Annotated in this window: 14 protein-coding genes and 6 pseudogenes; 12 read left to right on the top strand and 8 right to left on the bottom strand. The window is 35.2% G+C overall.

Annotated features, from left to right (window positions below; all coding sequences use genetic code 11):
• Window positions 1-386 precede the first annotated feature (386 nt).
• The 7 genes and pseudogenes from M3226_RS30415 to M3226_RS30385 all read left to right on the top strand — a co-directional run.
• A complete protein-coding gene (locus M3226_RS30415; protein WP_251573122.1) occupies window positions 387-734 on the top strand; it encodes a VOC family protein in 348 nt (115 codons plus the stop codon).
• Between the two features lie 284 nt (window positions 735-1,018).
• Window positions 1,019-1,501: a DUF2975 domain-containing protein gene (locus tag M3226_RS30410; protein ID WP_251573118.1), complete on the top strand. Its 483-nt coding sequence runs from the start codon at window positions 1,019-1,021 to the stop codon at window positions 1,499-1,501.
• An 11-nt stretch (window positions 1,502-1,512) separates the two neighbouring features.
• Window positions 1,513-1,728 (top strand): helix-turn-helix domain-containing protein, encoded by a 216-nt coding sequence (locus M3226_RS30405; RefSeq protein WP_251573117.1) that lies wholly within the window; start codon window positions 1,513-1,515, stop codon window positions 1,726-1,728.
• A 46-nt stretch (window positions 1,729-1,774) separates the two neighbouring features.
• Window positions 1,775-3,022 (top strand): DUF4153 domain-containing protein, encoded by a 1,248-nt coding sequence (locus tag M3226_RS30400; protein ID WP_251573115.1) that lies wholly within the window; start codon window positions 1,775-1,777, stop codon window positions 3,020-3,022.
• A gap of 436 nt (window positions 3,023-3,458) precedes the next feature.
• Window positions 3,459-3,713, top strand: a complete 255-nt coding sequence (locus tag M3226_RS30395; RefSeq protein WP_251573113.1) for a DUF3986 family protein — start codon at window positions 3,459-3,461, stop codon at window positions 3,711-3,713.
• A complete protein-coding gene (locus M3226_RS30390; protein WP_251573111.1) occupies window positions 3,700-4,161 on the top strand; it encodes a GrpB family protein in 462 nt (153 codons plus the stop codon). Before M3226_RS30395 ends, M3226_RS30390 begins: the two co-directional genes overlap by 14 nt.
• Window positions 4,136-4,561, top strand: a pseudogene (locus M3226_RS30385) (IS3 family transposase); the annotation flags it as partial. The gene M3226_RS30390 and the pseudogene M3226_RS30385, both read left to right, overlap by 26 nt.
• Before the next feature lie 364 nt (window positions 4,562-4,925).
• Here M3226_RS30385 and M3226_RS32430 read toward each other — a convergent pair.
• From M3226_RS32430 to M3226_RS30365, 5 genes and pseudogenes are all read right to left on the bottom strand, one after another.
• Complete coding sequence (locus tag M3226_RS32430; protein WP_285858065.1) at window positions 4,926-5,057, bottom strand: hypothetical protein; 132 nt, start codon at window positions 5,055-5,057, stop codon at window positions 4,926-4,928.
• A 145-nt stretch (window positions 5,058-5,202) separates the two neighbouring features.
• Window positions 5,203-5,526: pseudogene (locus tag M3226_RS30380) on the bottom strand (ferrochelatase); the annotation flags it as partial.
• A gap of 1,010 nt (window positions 5,527-6,536) precedes the next feature.
• Window positions 6,537-7,349, bottom strand: a pseudogene (locus M3226_RS30375) (ATP-dependent DNA ligase).
• Between the two features lie 144 nt (window positions 7,350-7,493).
• Window positions 7,494-8,192, bottom strand: coding sequence for an LrgB family protein (locus M3226_RS30370; protein ID WP_251573109.1), 699 nt, complete (start codon window positions 8,190-8,192; stop codon window positions 7,494-7,496).
• Window positions 8,173-8,553, bottom strand: a complete 381-nt coding sequence (locus M3226_RS30365; protein ID WP_251573107.1) for a CidA/LrgA family protein — start codon at window positions 8,551-8,553, stop codon at window positions 8,173-8,175. The genes M3226_RS30370 and M3226_RS30365 overlap by 20 nt, the downstream gene beginning before the upstream one ends.
• Window positions 8,554-8,977: 424 nt before the next feature.
• Here M3226_RS30365 and M3226_RS30360 point away from each other — a divergent pair.
• From M3226_RS30360 to M3226_RS30345, 4 genes and pseudogenes are all read left to right on the top strand, one after another.
• A pseudogene (locus tag M3226_RS30360) lies at window positions 8,978-10,026 on the top strand (NAD(P)-dependent alcohol dehydrogenase).
• A gap of 67 nt (window positions 10,027-10,093) precedes the next feature.
• Window positions 10,094-10,255, top strand: a complete 162-nt coding sequence (locus M3226_RS30355) for a hypothetical protein (RefSeq protein ID WP_251573105.1) — start codon at window positions 10,094-10,096, stop codon at window positions 10,253-10,255.
• Window positions 10,256-10,390: 135 nt separating this feature from the next.
• Window positions 10,391-10,660 (top strand): annotated as a pseudogene (locus M3226_RS30350) (aldo/keto reductase); the annotation flags it as partial.
• A 205-nt stretch (window positions 10,661-10,865) separates the two neighbouring features.
• Window positions 10,866-12,245 (top strand): UDP-N-acetylmuramoyl-tripeptide--D-alanyl-D-alanine ligase, encoded by a 1,380-nt coding sequence (locus tag M3226_RS30345; RefSeq protein WP_251573103.1) that lies wholly within the window; start codon window positions 10,866-10,868, stop codon window positions 12,243-12,245.
• A 226-nt stretch (window positions 12,246-12,471) separates the two neighbouring features.
• On the opposite strand, the gene M3226_RS30340 is transcribed toward M3226_RS30345, so the two are convergent.
• The 3 genes from M3226_RS30340 to M3226_RS30330 all read right to left on the bottom strand — a co-directional run bounded on the left by M3226_RS30340 (window position 12,472) and on the right by M3226_RS30330 (window position 15,469).
• Entirely contained in the window at window positions 12,472-13,500 is a 1,029-nt protein-coding gene (locus tag M3226_RS30340; RefSeq protein WP_251573120.1) for a YheC/YheD family endospore coat-associated protein, read from the bottom strand.
• Between the two features lie 96 nt (window positions 13,501-13,596).
• Complete coding sequence (locus tag M3226_RS30335; protein WP_251573101.1) at window positions 13,597-14,814, bottom strand: ATP-grasp domain-containing protein; 1,218 nt, start codon at window positions 14,812-14,814, stop codon at window positions 13,597-13,599.
• A 436-nt stretch (window positions 14,815-15,250) separates the two neighbouring features.
• The gene (locus M3226_RS30330; RefSeq protein ID WP_251573099.1) at window positions 15,251-15,469 is read right to left on the bottom strand and encodes a hypothetical protein; all 219 of its coding nucleotides are present in this window, start codon (window positions 15,467-15,469) and stop codon (window positions 15,251-15,253) included.
• An 808-nt stretch (window positions 15,470-16,277) separates the two neighbouring features.
• On the opposite strand from M3226_RS30330, the pseudogene M3226_RS30325 reads away from it, so the two are divergent.
• Window positions 16,278-16,871 (top strand): annotated as a pseudogene (locus M3226_RS30325) (aspartate--ammonia ligase); the annotation flags it as partial.
• Window positions 16,872-16,990: the final 119 nt, after the last annotated feature.

The following is a 16,990-nucleotide window of genomic DNA, read 5'->3' as shown; positions in this document are numbered from 1 at the left end:
ACCCTTAAAGAGAGTAACAAAAAGATTCAAAAATTAATTAAAAGTCAACTAGAGCAATGGATTGCGGGCTTGCCTAACTATATCAAGGCATACCTGCCTATTTCAGTCTGCGAAAGTTGAGTAATTATATTATAGCTATTATTATTAATTATATATTCGTTATATAATGGTGTTGCACATGATCTTTCTGGCATTTAAATGATGTATGTTTATTAATCATTTTGATCATTACTCAAAATGAAATTGTATAGACACTTAAATTTATACATAATTTTCAAATTGTGCTTATTGTATCAACAAGGCAGTTTAGTGAAAGAAGGAAATTGCTTTCAAAACTAGAATTTAAATTAATAACTAATATTTAGGATAGGTAGGGGATTCTTATGATAATAAAGGGTTTTGGAGGAATCTTTTGGAGGACTAAAAATCTAGAGCATATAAAAAAATGGTACAGTGAAGTGCTAAAGATTGAAATAGAAAATTGGAATGGTACTATTATTACACCACAACCAGGCAATGAAACTATCTTTTCCTTCTTTTCTGAAAATGACCACTATTTTCCAACAGAACAGCAAGTGATGTTAAACTTTCAAGTTGAAAATTTGGATGACAGTATCAATCATCTAGAAAAAATGGGTGTTCCCCTTGTTATGGAAAAGACGATTAATGAATATGGAAAGTTTATTTGGATTGAAGATCCAGAAGGAAGACGTATAGAGCTTTGGGAAAAGTAATAGGGTAATAATACTTTTTGTTGTTGAACTAAAAGGGGCATTACTTCAAAAAGGAAGTGATGCTTTTTTAGAAGTTATTATATTAACAAGACAGGTTAGCTGTACAAGTAATAAATTTTATGGTTTAAAGTTATAGAGCATTTCTTTGAATGAGGAATGCTTTTTATTTTTGCTTAAAAACAAAACCAACAATAAAAATGTTATAAAAATTAATAAAAATTTATTGATAATCAATAAATTATATATTAAAATCAAAATCAGAATAAATAAGTGAGGTGCTTTTTATGGAAAAAGTAACAACGTTTTTTTTAAAAATAGCTGTTATTCTTTTAGGAGTCCCAGTTCTTGCTCTGTGCATCTTTTTGGTGCCTGAGATGGCGAATCTTGCAGCAAAATTGCTTCCAGAGTTTGCTTTTATAAAATATCTCGTTTTCATCGTTTTTGATGCATCGGCGATACCTTTTTACTTTGCTTTGTATCAGGCTTACAAACTTTTAGGCTATATTGACAAAAAAAAAGCTTTCTCAAATTTATCTGTAAAAGCTTTAAAGAAAATCAAATACTGTGCAATCACAATCAGTATTTTGCATGTGCTAGTTTGGCCGCTCTTCTATATCTTTGCGGAAGTAGATGACGCACCAGGAGTTATCTTTGTCGGATTGGTAGTTCCTTTTGCTTCGATGGTTATCGCAGTCTTTGCGGCGGTTCTCCAAAAACTTTTACAAGAAGCAATTGAAATAAAATCAGAAAATGATTTAACTGTCTGAGGTGAATAACAATGCCAATTATAATCAATATTGATGTTATGATAGCAAAAAGGAAAATGAGCGTAACAGAACTTTCGGAGAAGGTTGGAATCACAATGGCGAACCTTTCTATATTGAAAAATGGAAAGGCAAAAGCAATTCGATTATCAACTCTAGAGGCGATTTGTAAGGCTTTAGATTGTCAGCCTGGAGATATTTTAGAATACAAAAGTGACGAAGACAGTTAAACATTGTGGAGGAAACTTATTAACAATTATTAGGGGAGGTATAACCATGGACATTAACAATTTGATTATTGAAAATATTGCTAACCCTCATGAGCTGGAGAGAATGTATAGAAAAGACCCCAAAGCTTTTATAAAGTCATTCTCACACGCATGGGAACAAAATCCTGATTCTCAGGTTCTTGGCGTTTGGTTTGAAAGATTGCATTTCAAGGAGACGGCAAATACAGAAAAATCTTCCTTGCTTCAAAAAGGTTTCTTATTTATGTGCATTTTAGCCCTTCTGGCCGGGATAAGCACCAGGATCATTTTCCATTTTGTCGAACAGGAAGCAATTGCTCCAATTAACCTGGCTTTTGGTATAATTCCCTTTATTGCTGCCTATTTTGTTCACAATAATACTCCGAAAAAGAGTGTTATTTATTCCCTTGCAGCGTTTTACCTAATTTCCGGTTTTTATCTTAATATGCTGCCATTGTCTAATAAAGACAGTATTATCCTTGCTTATTTACATCTTCCCATATTCTTATGGGTATTGGTAGGGCTTGCATTTACAGGAAATGAATATTCAAAAGGCAGTGCAAGATTAGCCTTTATTAAATTTAATTTGGAATATTGTATTCTCTACGCCAGCATGGCAGTTAGCGGAATGGTGCTAGCAGCATTAACCATGCAGTTATTTAGCTTTGTTGGCTTAGACATAGAAGACTTCTATTTTAGTAATGTCGTTTTATTTGGTGCTGCCGCTCTCGCTATTGTGGCTGCATACCTAGTATCAATGAATCTTAAACTTGCTAAGAATATTACACCATATATAGCTAAAATTTTTAGTCCTCTTGTCCTGGTCACATTGTTGGTCTATCTTATAACGGTTATATGGGTCGGAAAAAATCCATTCTTAGACCGCAATTTCCTGATAGCCTTCAACGGAATACTTCTTGGTGTATTGGCCGTTACCATATTTTCCATTACCGAAAGCGACTCAGACGAGAAAAAGAACATATCAGATTATATAAATTTTGCCTTAATTATTCTTGCGCTTATTATTGACAGTGTGGCTTTGTCAGCCATCGTGTTCAGGCTTTCTTCTTATGGGATTACTCCTAATAGACTTGCTGTTTTAGGAGTAAACATACTTATCTGGGCAAATCTAATTTGGATAATGCTCTCCTATAAGCGTTTTCTACAAAACAAATCCGGACCTTCAACTATCCAAGATGCCATTACTAAGTATTTGCCGGTCTACGGACTTTGGGCAGCTTTCGTTACATTTACTTTTCCAATAATTTTTAATTAGAAAGGCTCTGTTAATGTAACGAACAGCTAATCTTCTATAACGTTTATAATCCTTAGAGCCGATATTATGCAACTTTTTATACAGAGTAGCATAGTTTTGGCTTCTTTTCATTACTAAAGTTAAAGAGAGGGTATTCAAACTAGCACACATAATATATTGTTGCAGCTGGATTCTTTAAAATGTGTCCAGTTTCATGTGCTCACCGAAAAAAGGACTTAATGAAATGTATTTGATAAGCTAAATTTGCAGGTTTTAAGTTTGGGATTGCTTTAGATTTATGTGAAAAGATGTACTTACACTAAAGGGGTGCAAAAGTTGAAGATCCAACTGCCATTTAGGCGGCTTTTCTTATTGAGGTAACCTGGCAGTTTACTTGAAGAAGGGAATTCGATTCAACTGCCGAATTGATAATTTTAGATAATGAAAAGAGGGCTGAATGGATATTTTGTATGATGATAAATATCATCTGCATTTAGGTTACTACGATGATAACTGTGATTATGAAGCGATAGCTTTTAAAAGACAATTGGAGGATGTATGGGATATATTCTTTGATATCATAATGATCACTGTGGCGGTCATTTTTCTTATTCGACTAACTTGCAGTTTAGCGAAAGAAGGAATCACCAAAATAAAATTGAATTTTAAGTTTAAGATTTTATTAAGGGGGGGTGCCGATGAGAAAAACTGAAATACTTCCTTGGACAGAGGATTGGGTAAAACAATATTATAAAGAAGAAAGTATACTTAAAGAAATTTTTAAAGATGAATTGCTTGGAATTTATCATATAGGGAGTACATCTGTACCGACCATTGGTTTTGCTAAACCGATTGTAGACATCTTGATTATTGTAAAAGATATTGAGAAAGTTCATTTATACAACGATAAAATGTCTTCAATAGGTTATGAACCCAGAGGTGAAAATGGCATTTTAGGTAGAAGGTATTTTCCAAAGGGTAAGGAAAGAAGGACCCACCACATACATTTCTATCAAGAGGGAAATGAAAATATTAGGATACATTTAGATTTCAAGGAATACTTAATTAATAACCCAGAGGACGCAAGAAGTTACGGGGATTTAAAAATAAAATTAGCTAAACAGTTTCCAAATGATATTCATAAGTGTAGATTTATATAATAGAGAAATAGTTGGTTACAGCGCTGGAGAGCGCAAAGATGCAGCTTTAGTTCAGCGTGCCTTCGCATCGGTCAAACGTCCATTAGAAAATGTGAAAATATTTCATACAGATCGTGGATCTGAATTTAAGAATGTTGATATTGATGAATTATTAAATGAATTTCAGATTACACGCTCTCTAAGCCAAAAAGGGAACCCTTATGATAATGCGGTGGCAGAAGCTACATTTAAGATACTAAAAACAGAATTAATCAACGGTACGCACTTTCTTACCCTTGAACAACTCTCTCTTGAACTTTTTGATTATGTTAATTGGTACAATAATATCCGTTCGCACAGCACACTTGACTACTTAAGTCCGGTGACTTATCGAAACTTAGCCCTTAAAAAAAATGTTTGATTTAGTGTTGACATACCATATATTCCTATCCAGAGAAAGGATTTGTAAAAAGGGTCAAATAATTTGACACCTTTTCTCTGTAGGGATTAAAAGTTAACCTCAATTGCCGAGTATAGACTAGATTATTGAAAGAGTTTTGAATTTATTTAGTTGAATTACAACTGTAGAATAGCCCCCATCTGAATAAAGGTGGGGGCTATTTGACAATTACATAGAAAGTGTATTCTTTTAACTGGACATATTATATACATTATATATTAAGTAAGGTTTTCCCGTATGCTTGTCCTATATATAATATTTCACACTCCAAATTTTTTTGTGAGAATTCTATATATAGCCAAACTAAAAGAATGCTCTCTTTATATTAAAACCACAATCTTTTATTATAATCATATTCAGAAATATCAAAATTCTCCTCGTTTTTTTTTGGAGTACACTCTTCACAAAGTTCTTCTAACTGATTATGTTTACATTGTTCAAATAAAACATTTTCCATAGTTTTGCACCCCTCCTATTTCTTACTATCTATATTAACGGAGGCGGCTTCATATGACTGGTTCTTTTTACTTTACATAACAAAAGTAATTAAAGATCCAGTATACATAACTCTATTTGAAATAAGCTATCTGATAGAGACCAAAAAAATAGTTCACACCTAACTGATCCGTTACTACTTTACACTCATAATCAATATCATACAAGACCTCTAAATGTTCGGCTACAAAGGCGATAGGACAGTTTATAAATGATGTATAACCATGTTGTTGGTATAGTCCCTTCGTAAGTTCTCGGACATCCGGACCGAAGCCAAGATTCTTCAGTCCTACCTGCACTTTGCCAACCGACTGTATAACTTTTTATGTTGGCTTTAGTAGCTATTAATTCAGCTGTTTTAGCAACCTGTTCAGGATAGGGATCCCATTTAATAGAATTTTCTCTGGTAGACTATGAGCAGAAAAAATCATATATCAAGGCTTTAAACCTCACACTCAAAAATGGCTGCCCACCAAGATAAATTTCAGCCTTGTTCCAACTCACTCATTCAACTGTATTTTAATGCATAACATATATTGGGTATATTAGTCATAGAAGAGCCTTAATGAACGTACTATAAATCTTGTCCTTTTGTTTTACCTTTGACTACTCAAATAAAATGAGTGGTCATTTTTTTATCTAACATTTTTCTCCCACCACACCAGAGACCGAGGGTTGTGTTCGTGGCCATGGTGTAGTTGGTTGTCAGGAAAAATATCTTATAATAGGCAAACGAACCGACAAAATCCCACAAAAAACACTCTCATAAAAATTAATTAAACGTTTGATTAATTTTGCTGTAAAGCCCTATAGTATAAGGATTGTATCGATTGGCAAACAAATTTTTTGTCAGTTAATTAAACGTTTAATTAAATTGGAGAAAAACCTATGAATAATAACATCTCTTCTCTTACATAAGGCGAACATTGACGAAGAACGGGTTGATAGCCTAGTATTGGTACTTACTTCACTAAGAACCTGACAAATCCCAATAAAATACCCTATCAATTAAAACTAATTAATCGTTTGATTAGTTTAGGCATGAACCTGCCCAGAGCAAGGTTTTTTTCTTTTTTACTGAGAAAAAATTGTCAATAATTGACGACGTTTATTTTAATTCATGTCCTTCATAAAACCATCAAATTATTTAAACCAGGTTTCGACTTTTACTGATATTTTTTCTTCCAACATCCTTATATTCCCATACCATGCGATAATCTTCTAGGATGTCCATTTGATTTTTAATCATAACACTAGTGCTTTTGCTAACCTTTTTATGATACTTATTTTTGTCCTTTACCTCTGTTTCTTTTAATATTGAATCCGATACCAGAATTGAACATTCATTACCTTATCCCTTCCTTGATGGGAGATTTCGACAATAGAACGTAATAACCTGTATTTTATACACAAAAAAAGCCTATCACATTGGATAGACTCTTTAAGATATATATTTTACAAAAGAAGGAATCCTTAACAATCCTGCTTTTGTGTAATTCCTAAATTTAACCCTGCACTTTAGTTCCGGCTCTAATAATATGAACTTCTTATTTTCGTCCCTAAATAGCTCCTGATACTGTTTAAAAAACACTTTTTTAGCTTCAGGAACCATAAATTCCAGGATTCCTCCTGGTTTAAGTTGGCCATCCTCCTCCACTGCCAGCAGTAAGCCGAAATCATCTTTCCTTAATCCTGTTATAACAGCATCCGTATACTGATAGTTGATGACTTTTAACCAATCGTTAGAGCGTTTATTAACCTGGTATTTTGAAGCTGCCCTTTTTAAAACAATTCCTTCTATCCCTGTTGTTTGACTAAATCGAAATAAGCCTCCCCATTGCCGTACATCCAATGAATCTTAACCACGGTTTCAGTTTGATCAAGAATGGAATCAAGCAGCTCTTTTCGTTCATACAAAGGCAAAGTTAGTTTTTTTCCTTCAAAATAAATGATGTCAAACACACAATATTGGATTCTATGATTAGATTTGCAGGATTGGAATTTTTCCATGATGGCCTCGAAGTCAGGTTTACCTTGTGAATCGGTCACAATGATTTCCCCATCCAATACTGTGCCCGTCCGGAATATCAAGATTAAGAAGCTCTGGAAACTTAGAAGTTACTTCGTTATTATGCCGAGTGTAAAGTTTTATAGTGTTATTAAACTTGGGTAGGATTAACGGTATCCCGTCTAATTTCAATTCGGTTATATATTGATCTTCATCAAAAGGCGAATCACTTTTGGATAATAACATCGGTGATTACTTTGACCGACGAAAGAAAGATATAGTGATTAAGCAATCTATTAAACAATTAGAGACACTTGGGTACAGTAACAGTTGAAGCTGTAGCTTAATATGTTTAAAAACCAAAATAGATCAAAACCAGGGGTTACATTGTCATTTAAAAAGGTAAAGCAGAAGCAATAGTGGGGTAAAGATTGACATGAATAAAGCAGAAGTAATCATGGCAATGCTCCCCATGGCTCCTTCTAATTCTCCCCATTCAAACGCACGGTTGGCGCCAATTGCCTGTGCTGAGGTTCCTAACGCTAATCCCATTGCAATCCGGCTTCTAATCCTTACAAATCTTAAGAGAAACGGCCCAATAACTAACGAAAAAATCGCTGATACACAAACAAACAAAATGGTCAATGACGGAATTCCTCCTAATGACTGTGATACCGACAGGGCAATCGGAGCCGTAACCGATTTTGGAATAAGTGAAAACATCAATTCCTTGTTCATGTGTAAAAACTTTGCCAGTACGACAATAGAGATGACACCTAATAAGGTACCGGGCATAACCGCGGTGAATATAAGGACAAAATGTTTTTTTATCATTCTTATATGTTTATATAGAGGAACAGCAAGAGACACAGTGGAAGTTCCTAATAAAAGCATAAATATTCCTGTACCTGATGAATATTGGGAAATATTGATATGAGAAAGTGTCAATAAACCAATGATGAAAACCGAAACCGTATATAACGGATTTAACCATGCCTTTTTATACTTTTTAAACACCTTATTTCCTGCTGCATAACTTAAAACAGTGAGGACGGTACAAAACAATATATTAGTAATCATTGTTTCCATTTTGTTTGCTCCTTTTTCTTTTAGTTTCGAAATACTCCGCAATAAAAGCAGTGACAAGAAGAACAACCAGGCTGCTTGCTGCCAGGATAATCGCTAATTTTATTCCTTCCACTCTAAAAATGCCTGCATAATGCGAAACACCTACAATAAAAGGAATAAAGAGCAGCGTTATATGTTTGATATGGAGCTGTGCGGCTGTTTCGACCCATTTAAGCTTACACACGCCTGACACCAAGGCAATGAATAAGAGAGCCATACCTACTATGCTTCCAGGGACAGGAAGACTCAGCCATGCAACGAGCCTGTCTCCGAGTAAATAAATGAGCAATATTGTGAGGAACTGAGCAATTGTACGAACCATTCGGCCCACCTCCTGGTTAAGGAATAATGTCCCCATAGATTGTTAGTTTTTTAACAATGGGATACAGCTTTATTTCTCTACAGCCAGTATCGCATATCATTTCCAGTATTTCTGTAATTATGAAAGGATTTCTCACATAAAAACTTCTAAAAACGCTTACTATTTGGGAGAAAATCTTACTTTTTCTAAGTTTGTTCCCAAAGAAAAAAGCCGATCCCAGTACAATGGAAGCGTCAAATCGTGAAATAAAAAGAATTGAAAAAGGCTAGATATGACCTCATAGAAAAGGCAGCAATAAATAAAGGGATAAGTATTGAAGAATTGCATAAGGACCTTTTTGTGTATAGGTACCTAGATATGTGAGATTCAATTAATGTTCATCGGAACCATTCAGTGTTAACTAGAAAGGATTGTGTTGTCTTTTATGTCTAATAATCAAAAAAACACAACTACAACGGGTGTTCTTAGCGCTCCAAAGGCAAAAGCACCTTTCGAACGCACTACCATTGAAGAGAATTAGACCTGACGACATTTTAATTGATATTAAATTTAGTGGTATTTGCCACTCCGACATTCACAGTGCCTATGATGAATGGGGCGGTGGAATATTCCCAATGGTTCCTGGTCATGAAATTGCTGGAGTCGTGGCAGCAGTGGGATCAAGAGTTACAAAATTTGCTGTTGGGGACCATGTTGGTGTTGGTTGTTTTGTTGACTCATGCGGAGAATGCGAATACTGCCAGAGCGGTGAAGAGCAATTTTGTACGAAAGGTGTTATCGGCACATATAATTCATTAGATTATGATGGTAATCCAACTTACGGCGGATATAGCCAAAAAATCGTAGTAAAGGAAGATTTCGTTGTCCGTATTCCAGATGCTCTAGATTTGGATGTAGCAGCTCCGTTATTGTGTGCAGGTATCACTACATACTCTCCCTTGAAACACTGGAACATAGGTTCAGGTAAAAAGGTTGCCATTGTGGGGGTTGGAGGCCTTGGACACGTAGCTGTTCAGTTTGCACATGCCATGGGTGCCGAAGTAACTGCATTGAGCCAAAAAGAAAGATGAGGCAATAAAGTTGGGTGCGGATCAATATTATGCAACCAGCGATCCTGCTACATTTAAAGAGTTGGCTGGTCGATTTGACCTAATATTAAACACGGTTTCCGCAAATCTAGATGTTGATGCGTATTTATCTATGCTTCGGGTAGATGGAACACTTGTAAATGTCGGTGCTCCAGCTGAGGCAGATAAGTATCATGTTTTTTCTTTAATCATGGGTCGTCGTAGCATTGCAGGGTCACTTGTAGGTGGAATTCGTGAAACACAGGAGATGCTGGATTTTGCTGCTGAACACGGTATAGCTCCTATGATTGAAATCATCCGTGCTGAACAAATAAATGAGGCATATGAGCGTGTTTTACGTAGTGATGTACGCTATCGTTTCGTCATTGACATATCAACAATGTAATTCTTAAAGCTAATTCTCTATTACCTAAGTTAAGTCAATCGATTATTAACACCAAGGAGGGCTTCTCATGAGCCAAGAGAAAAACTTTTCTCCTAACAATGGTAATTTCGCAAAATTTGTCCTAAATCACACCGACAAAAATAACAACCATGAACAAAATGTAAGCCAGGTAACTGAAGAGTTTGCTACTGAAAATGATGCTCAATTCATTGATAACAATAATGTTTAAAATGATGCACGAAAATAATGATTCCTTAGAAAATAAACTGCTTCTGTAGAGGCGGTTTTTCTATTGGAAGGGCTACTGCAAAAAAACTTGCAATCTTTAGGTGCGAAGTTTGTTCTAGCAAAAATTATTAAAAAGTTTGGTGAAGCTGACCGTGATGATCCTAAATGGACACTTGATGAAGAGGACAGTCGTCCTATCCTAAAAAAGCCCTTGATTTAGGAATCAATTTTTTTGATACAGCGGAATTTTTTTCAGAAGGTACAAGTGAGGAAATCGTTGGGAAATTTGTCCTTGCGACAAACGTTTATTTTCTCGATGCATGATGGCCCCAATGGTAAAGGACTTTCCCGAAAGCATATTATAAGCGAAATTGATAAAAGCCTTAAACGCATGGGCACAGACTATCAGATTAGAACAATGTGAAAAACGGAAAACATTAAAAATATGAAGCCAGGTAGGAAGATTCCTGTGTATTTATCACACACCTGCAAGAGGGGACACATCATATGATACATTAGGGAATTCATAGTGTTTCAATCACTGCTATCATATAGAAAAGGATTATTGGGGGAGATGCTTTTTTCAAAAAAGGAACTTCAGGGGGGACATTTTGAAGACATTATTATTGGAGAACATTTTAACGGCCATGAACATTCAGCCTAATGAAAAGCACAAAGGAATACGGATCAAGACGGTCACTTATGACAGATTTGAAATTAGGAGCCATACGTTATATTTTCGTTGGAACAATAGAGAAGTGCCTGTTGAAAGGATAAAGAATTACAAGAATGTATTCATCGTTACCGATACACCATTTTCTAATATGGAAAAATTAAATCCTGAGCAAGTCATTCTGGTAAAGGATCTCAAAGACACTTTCTTTAAATTCACTTCGTATTACAGGCATCTGTTTAACATTCCGGTAGTCGCCATTACGGGTACATGTGGAAAGTCTACTACGAAAGAAATGTTAAAACATATTTTAGAAGATACACACAATGTTCAGGCAACCATATCCAGTAAAAATGCTGATTATTATAACCTTTCTTACTTAATGGGAATAGATGAAAATACAGATGTGGCAGTGTTTGAAACAGCCGTATCTAAAAAAGGGGATATGACGGAGTCCTGTAAGTATTTTTACCCGACGATTGGGATTATGACCATGATTGATGTCGATCATACGGATAAAATTCGCTCCTTTGATGATTATCTAGCAGAAAAGGCAAAAATCATGCAAGGGATGAACAATAAGGGAATTCTTATCCTAAATTCGGACGACCTCTATCTCTCCTCCATCGATACTTCTAAATTCAAGGGAAAGATAATTACATTCGGAAAAAACAAGAATGCTAGGTTTAGAATTAAGAAGTTTCAGTATCATTCATCCGGCATGACTTTTTGGATGGAATATAAGAAGAGGGAATATAAAGGTTATATACCGGGTCTAGGGGAGCATAGTGTCTATAATGCAGTTGCTTCATTAGCCGCAGCTACCATGTTAGGGGTAGATATTGGCTATGCTTTAAAAAGATTATCCTCATATCATCATATGATATCCCATTTTCAAATATTGGAAGGACGAAATCAAATTACGCTGGTGGATGATACATGGAAGTCAAATCCTGCTTCCTTAAGAAAAGGCTTAGAAACATTAAGCAGGATAGCATTGCCATCCCAAAGAAAAATTGCTGTTCTAGGAAGAATGGCATCACTGGGAAAATATGCAGATGAAGAATATGAAAAGGCAGGTCATCTAATCGCTGCTTCGGGGGTTGATGTACTCATCACCAAAGGGTTTATTGCAAAGGATTTTCAGAAGCCAGCGATCGAGGCAGGAGTAAGTCCAGATCATGTTTATCATTTTTCAGATGCAGATGAAATGAAGAGGTTTTTTGATTCATTTTTACTCCCGAATGACATTGTCTATTTCAAAACGGGCGGGAATGACTCGGACTTCGATGATGTTATCGAATATTTAAGAAGTTAAAATTTCACATAAAGAGGCAGCTTTCTTTTAATGAATTTCAACCCAATTGTTGCTGAAGTTCATGAGCGGCAAGCTGCCTTTTTAGGGATTTCAGTATGGTAAGAAAAAAATAGGACGCCATAACAGCGAACTTAATGTGTAGGGAGGACTATATAGACACGATGATGATTACAAAATGGGGGATATGAAATGTTGAAGGTATTTAGTGTTTTATATGAATTCCCGTCTATCGTTTATTTGTATCAGCTAGATATTTAGCATATAAAATCGTATTTTTGGCTACATCTAATTCAAGACTATAGATATTTGGCGGACCGGGTCTCCAATTCACTTCAAAAAGCCATAGTTTTTGGTTGGCATCAATTCCGACGTCAATTCCTAGTTCATCCAATTCATCTTCATATAAAGAATCAAAATGATTGGAAAAACTGAGCGCAAACTGTTCAAGATACCTTTGAATATCATACCAGGAGTCACCGAACTCGTGTTGTAAAAAAGTATCCAGGTAAGTACTATAACCACCACTCCCCATATTAGAAGTTATGGTCCCTAAACGCCCGATCCTTGGATAGATTGAAGTAATCACCCATTTTCCTTCTCCATTTTTTTGTACATGCAACCGGAAATCAAAAACATGACCAGCTTTTGTTTGACTAGTAATAAACTGTTGAACGACGTAATCTCGTTCTTGGATCTTAGGGGATAACCAGTCTAACAATTGTTTTTCATTCATAGATGATTCTAATCCCGCATCATTCATTTTGTAATGATTGGAACCTTCTTTTTCAATGAAAACAACGCCGCCTCCTTGATGCCCGGATAACGGTTTGATAATCACTTTTTGATAACGTTTAACCATGTCAATAAAAATCTGTACGTTAGTTAATTCATAAAAAGGAATAAGGTATTGTTTAAATTTATTTGCCTTTTTTATTCTGTTATATACGGTTAATTTGTCCCCGATCGAATGACTTGTAAACGGAATCCTATCATACAAATAATCAAAGATATGTTTCGTTTTCTCACTTTCAGGATAACTTGCATTATAAATGACATCTGGGAAAGGAAATTCCTTTTCAATCCATTGTCCATTTTCATAAGCTTTTCCTAAAATTATCTGCTGTTTGATATTCACTTTCCCTGGGGTAAAGTAAAAAAAGGTTACACCTTCTGCTTTTGCCACAGCAGCATACGCATATGCTTTCCTTACCTTACTTGGATCTCTACGATGATGAAGCATGCCAATGAGCGTCATTTTACTTCTTTTCACCTCTCCAAATACACTTTTAATTTTTGTTCAATCATTAAGAACTTACGAGGAACATCATACTCACTATTTGTCACTCAGAAATTAAAGAGGGTCAAGGTAGAAGGTGATATTGCTGGCTGCTCTTATGGCCATTCTTTTCGCTTCCATTTTATAATCTGAGGATGTCAAAATGTATCCGCAACGATCTCCCATTGATAACGGCGGACGGACGATCTGTCCTTTTCGAGGTTTTATATAAACCTCTTCTACACTGGGATATTGAGAGCTGCGTTCTTTCCCCGTTACCTTTATTAATTTCCCTTTTGAATCAACGATTAAATAATGTGCATATACATACTTACTGTGTTTTTTCGTAAGGTTAGGCTCATTTCCTAACATTAATTGAATCGTTTCTTCTACTAAATTAATTCCATATCCAACTTCAATGATTCGATTCATCGCCCCACCTGAGATTCTCGGATTAATTTCAATTAACTTCCATACCCCATCTACTAAACGCATTTCAAGGTGACAGGCACCATTTCTCATCTGAAAAGCTTGTAAAATGGAACTTACTGCCTCAAAAATACGATTGTACATTCTCTGAGTGATATTTGGCAGTAAACAATATCCAGTTACGATAAATCGTTGAAAAAGGGTAATCTCTTGTTCGATGACCGTTACAATATGAACTTTTCCATTGTGTACTAAAACCTCAATTAAATATTGCGGTCCGTCTAGATACTCTTCCAGTAAAATCTGTTCATGTTTTTTTTGTAAATCTTGAATTGCCAGTTTTAACTGGTTCTCGTTATTTACTAACATAACATCTTTTGAGCCGGCAGATGTGGGACACTTTACTATAAGAGGTAAATAGTCCTTGGCTTGATCAATAAATTCCTCTAAAGAAAAATCATCTGGATTATAAAGGGCATAATGGGGAGAATTTGGGTGTCCTTTGAGAAGCTCACGAGTTAAAACTTTATTTTCCATCTTTATAATGGAATCAGTAGAGACTATACTTGTACAATATTCTTCCGCTAAGACGGCTGCTAGATGAACGTAAGAATGGACAAAACTAAAAATGCCTTTTATATGTTTACCTTGTTGTTGTAATTGGTTGAGTTTTTTTCTTATTTGATCATAATTGGATAATTCCACTAAAATCATTTGATGGACGTCGGGAAATTCTGTTCTTTGTTGAATGAATCTTTGTTTATTGGTGAATAGCACTGTAAAATAACCGAGTCTTTCAGCCGCTTTTAATGCTTCTCTACTGGATCCATGTTTGTTCGTTTCAATAAATACAATGGTTTGCATAAGCCTTGTCATCCTATCTTTGCTGATTTTTTATGAAGGATTTAGATTTACCATTCTTATTTTGAATTATCTAATAAGTACAATTTATTATATTGTCTAAAGACAACAGTGGTATGGACAAACGTCATTATTATTAAGACAATTAAATTAAAAGATTTTGGATCAGCTAATTATACTAGTGGAATCTTGAGCATCTAAACCATGGTTCTTAGGAAAGTACAAGAAATGGACCTGGAACTCATATATGGAATGGACAAATTTATACAAAAAAAGTAACTCCCTGCAAGAGAGGAGTTACTTTTTAACGGTTATAGGTTTTTTTAACTGTTATAGATATAGAAGAACAGAAGCTAGCAAACTTTCAAACGGCTTGAGACCCGTGTCACAGAATGGTGAGTTCGTGCACTCTACTCTGTACAAGAGTTTGATAAGCTGGTTATATATTATTTTCATCTTTTACCAAGTAGACGACTTTCCCGTCTTGCGAAGTAATGATATGTTTCCCTAATCCTGAAGGGGGAACATCCATTTTGATTGCTTTTCCGTTTGCCATAACGTAAGTACAATTTTCCTTCGGGTCGAATATGACTACTTGAAGATCTGTTGGTATCAATTCGTTTCCCTCCAATAGATCAGAAACAGATTTGGGTTTCATTTGTGATCCTCCATTTTGTTTTTTTATTGAATCCCAATTTGGTTTTCAATTAATTATTAAGCCAACGATCCTAACACCTCCTTTTTTCCGTTTGTATTTATAGGCTTTGATTGTATATTTACCCATTTCTACTAGTCCACATCATACTTATTAGAAGAATAGAAGAGTTTTCGGATGGTGAGGTATTGTGAATGTTGTAAATGAAGAAATTTCATTAGGAAAATCATAAAAATACCGGCAATCGTTCAGGACAAAATACTATTGGGGCAAAGCTCCATAAACAAAATAAACCTCACTGCGGATGGCTCATCGAGAAAAAGATATATTAGTCTTACTCCGATTTACCTATTCAACCAGTAATATTGCTGCATAACATACATAGGGTATATTAGTTAAAACTAAGCCAGTTTAATTCCAACTTTGTACTGTCCCATTGACTGCTCGTTTATTGAGTAGTCATTTTTATTTCAATTAAAAAAGCACCCATAATCATGAGCGTTCTTCCCGATCTTGTGAATACAAACATTGATGTCTAATAGAAAAAACAGTAAAATGTAAGACTTTAATAATTTTGATCTAAATCTCATCACTAATTTTACGTATATTTCCAGTTGAAGGAATGATTAAAATGTTGCTTCTAGCTTGAGCCAGATACATAGTATATGAAAAATATATAGAGTCATGTCCAATAAATTGATAAATGTTAATATGTTTGGAAATCACATTTAGGCACAAGCTGATAGCAACCTCCAAAATTCAATCATACAGTAAACAAGGTATTCACCTAATAAAGAGAAAAAAGCGTATTGTTTCCTTTGATGCAATGGATGTTAAACATTCATCGATTGAAGTAGTTCAATCTTTGGCAAAATGGAAAAGAATGGCCCTTGCACGATATGGGTTTACTGTGGGTGAAGGGCTTTATACGGATATGAATGCGATTCGACGAGATGAGATTTTAGACAACCTACATTCCATGTATGTTGATCAGTGGGATTGGGAGAAAGTCATTACTTATAAACAGCGGAACTTAAAAACCTTAAAGTCAGAAGTTCAAAAGATTTATCAAGCATTAAAGTCAACCGAGAATTACTTGTATAAATTATATCCCCAACTTGAGCCTATCCTGCCAGAGGATATTAAATTTATAACGACGCAAGAACTCGAGGACCTGTATCCTAATTTAACTCCAAAGCAACGAGAAGATGAAATTACTAAAGAGTTTGGTGCTGTCTTTATTATGCAAATTGGCGGTAACTTACTATCTGGAGAGAGGCACGATGGGCGCTCTCCTGATTACGATGATTGGAGCTTAAATGGAGATATTGTTCTTTGGTATCCGCTCTTAGAAAGGTCATTTGAAATTTCCTCCATGGGGATACGCGTAGACGAAAGCTTATTAGCCCCAAAATGAACTTGGACAGTAAGAGTAAAATTTATTATACTGCTTAATGTACCAAGGAGGTTGACATCATGAAACGCACAAAACATTCCAAAGAGTTTAAATTACAAGTCATCAAA

This window comes from Neobacillus cucumis (genome assembly GCF_023715505.1).
The sequence above is the reverse complement of the archived record's forward strand: the minus strand, read 5'-3'. Positions and strand labels throughout refer to the sequence as shown.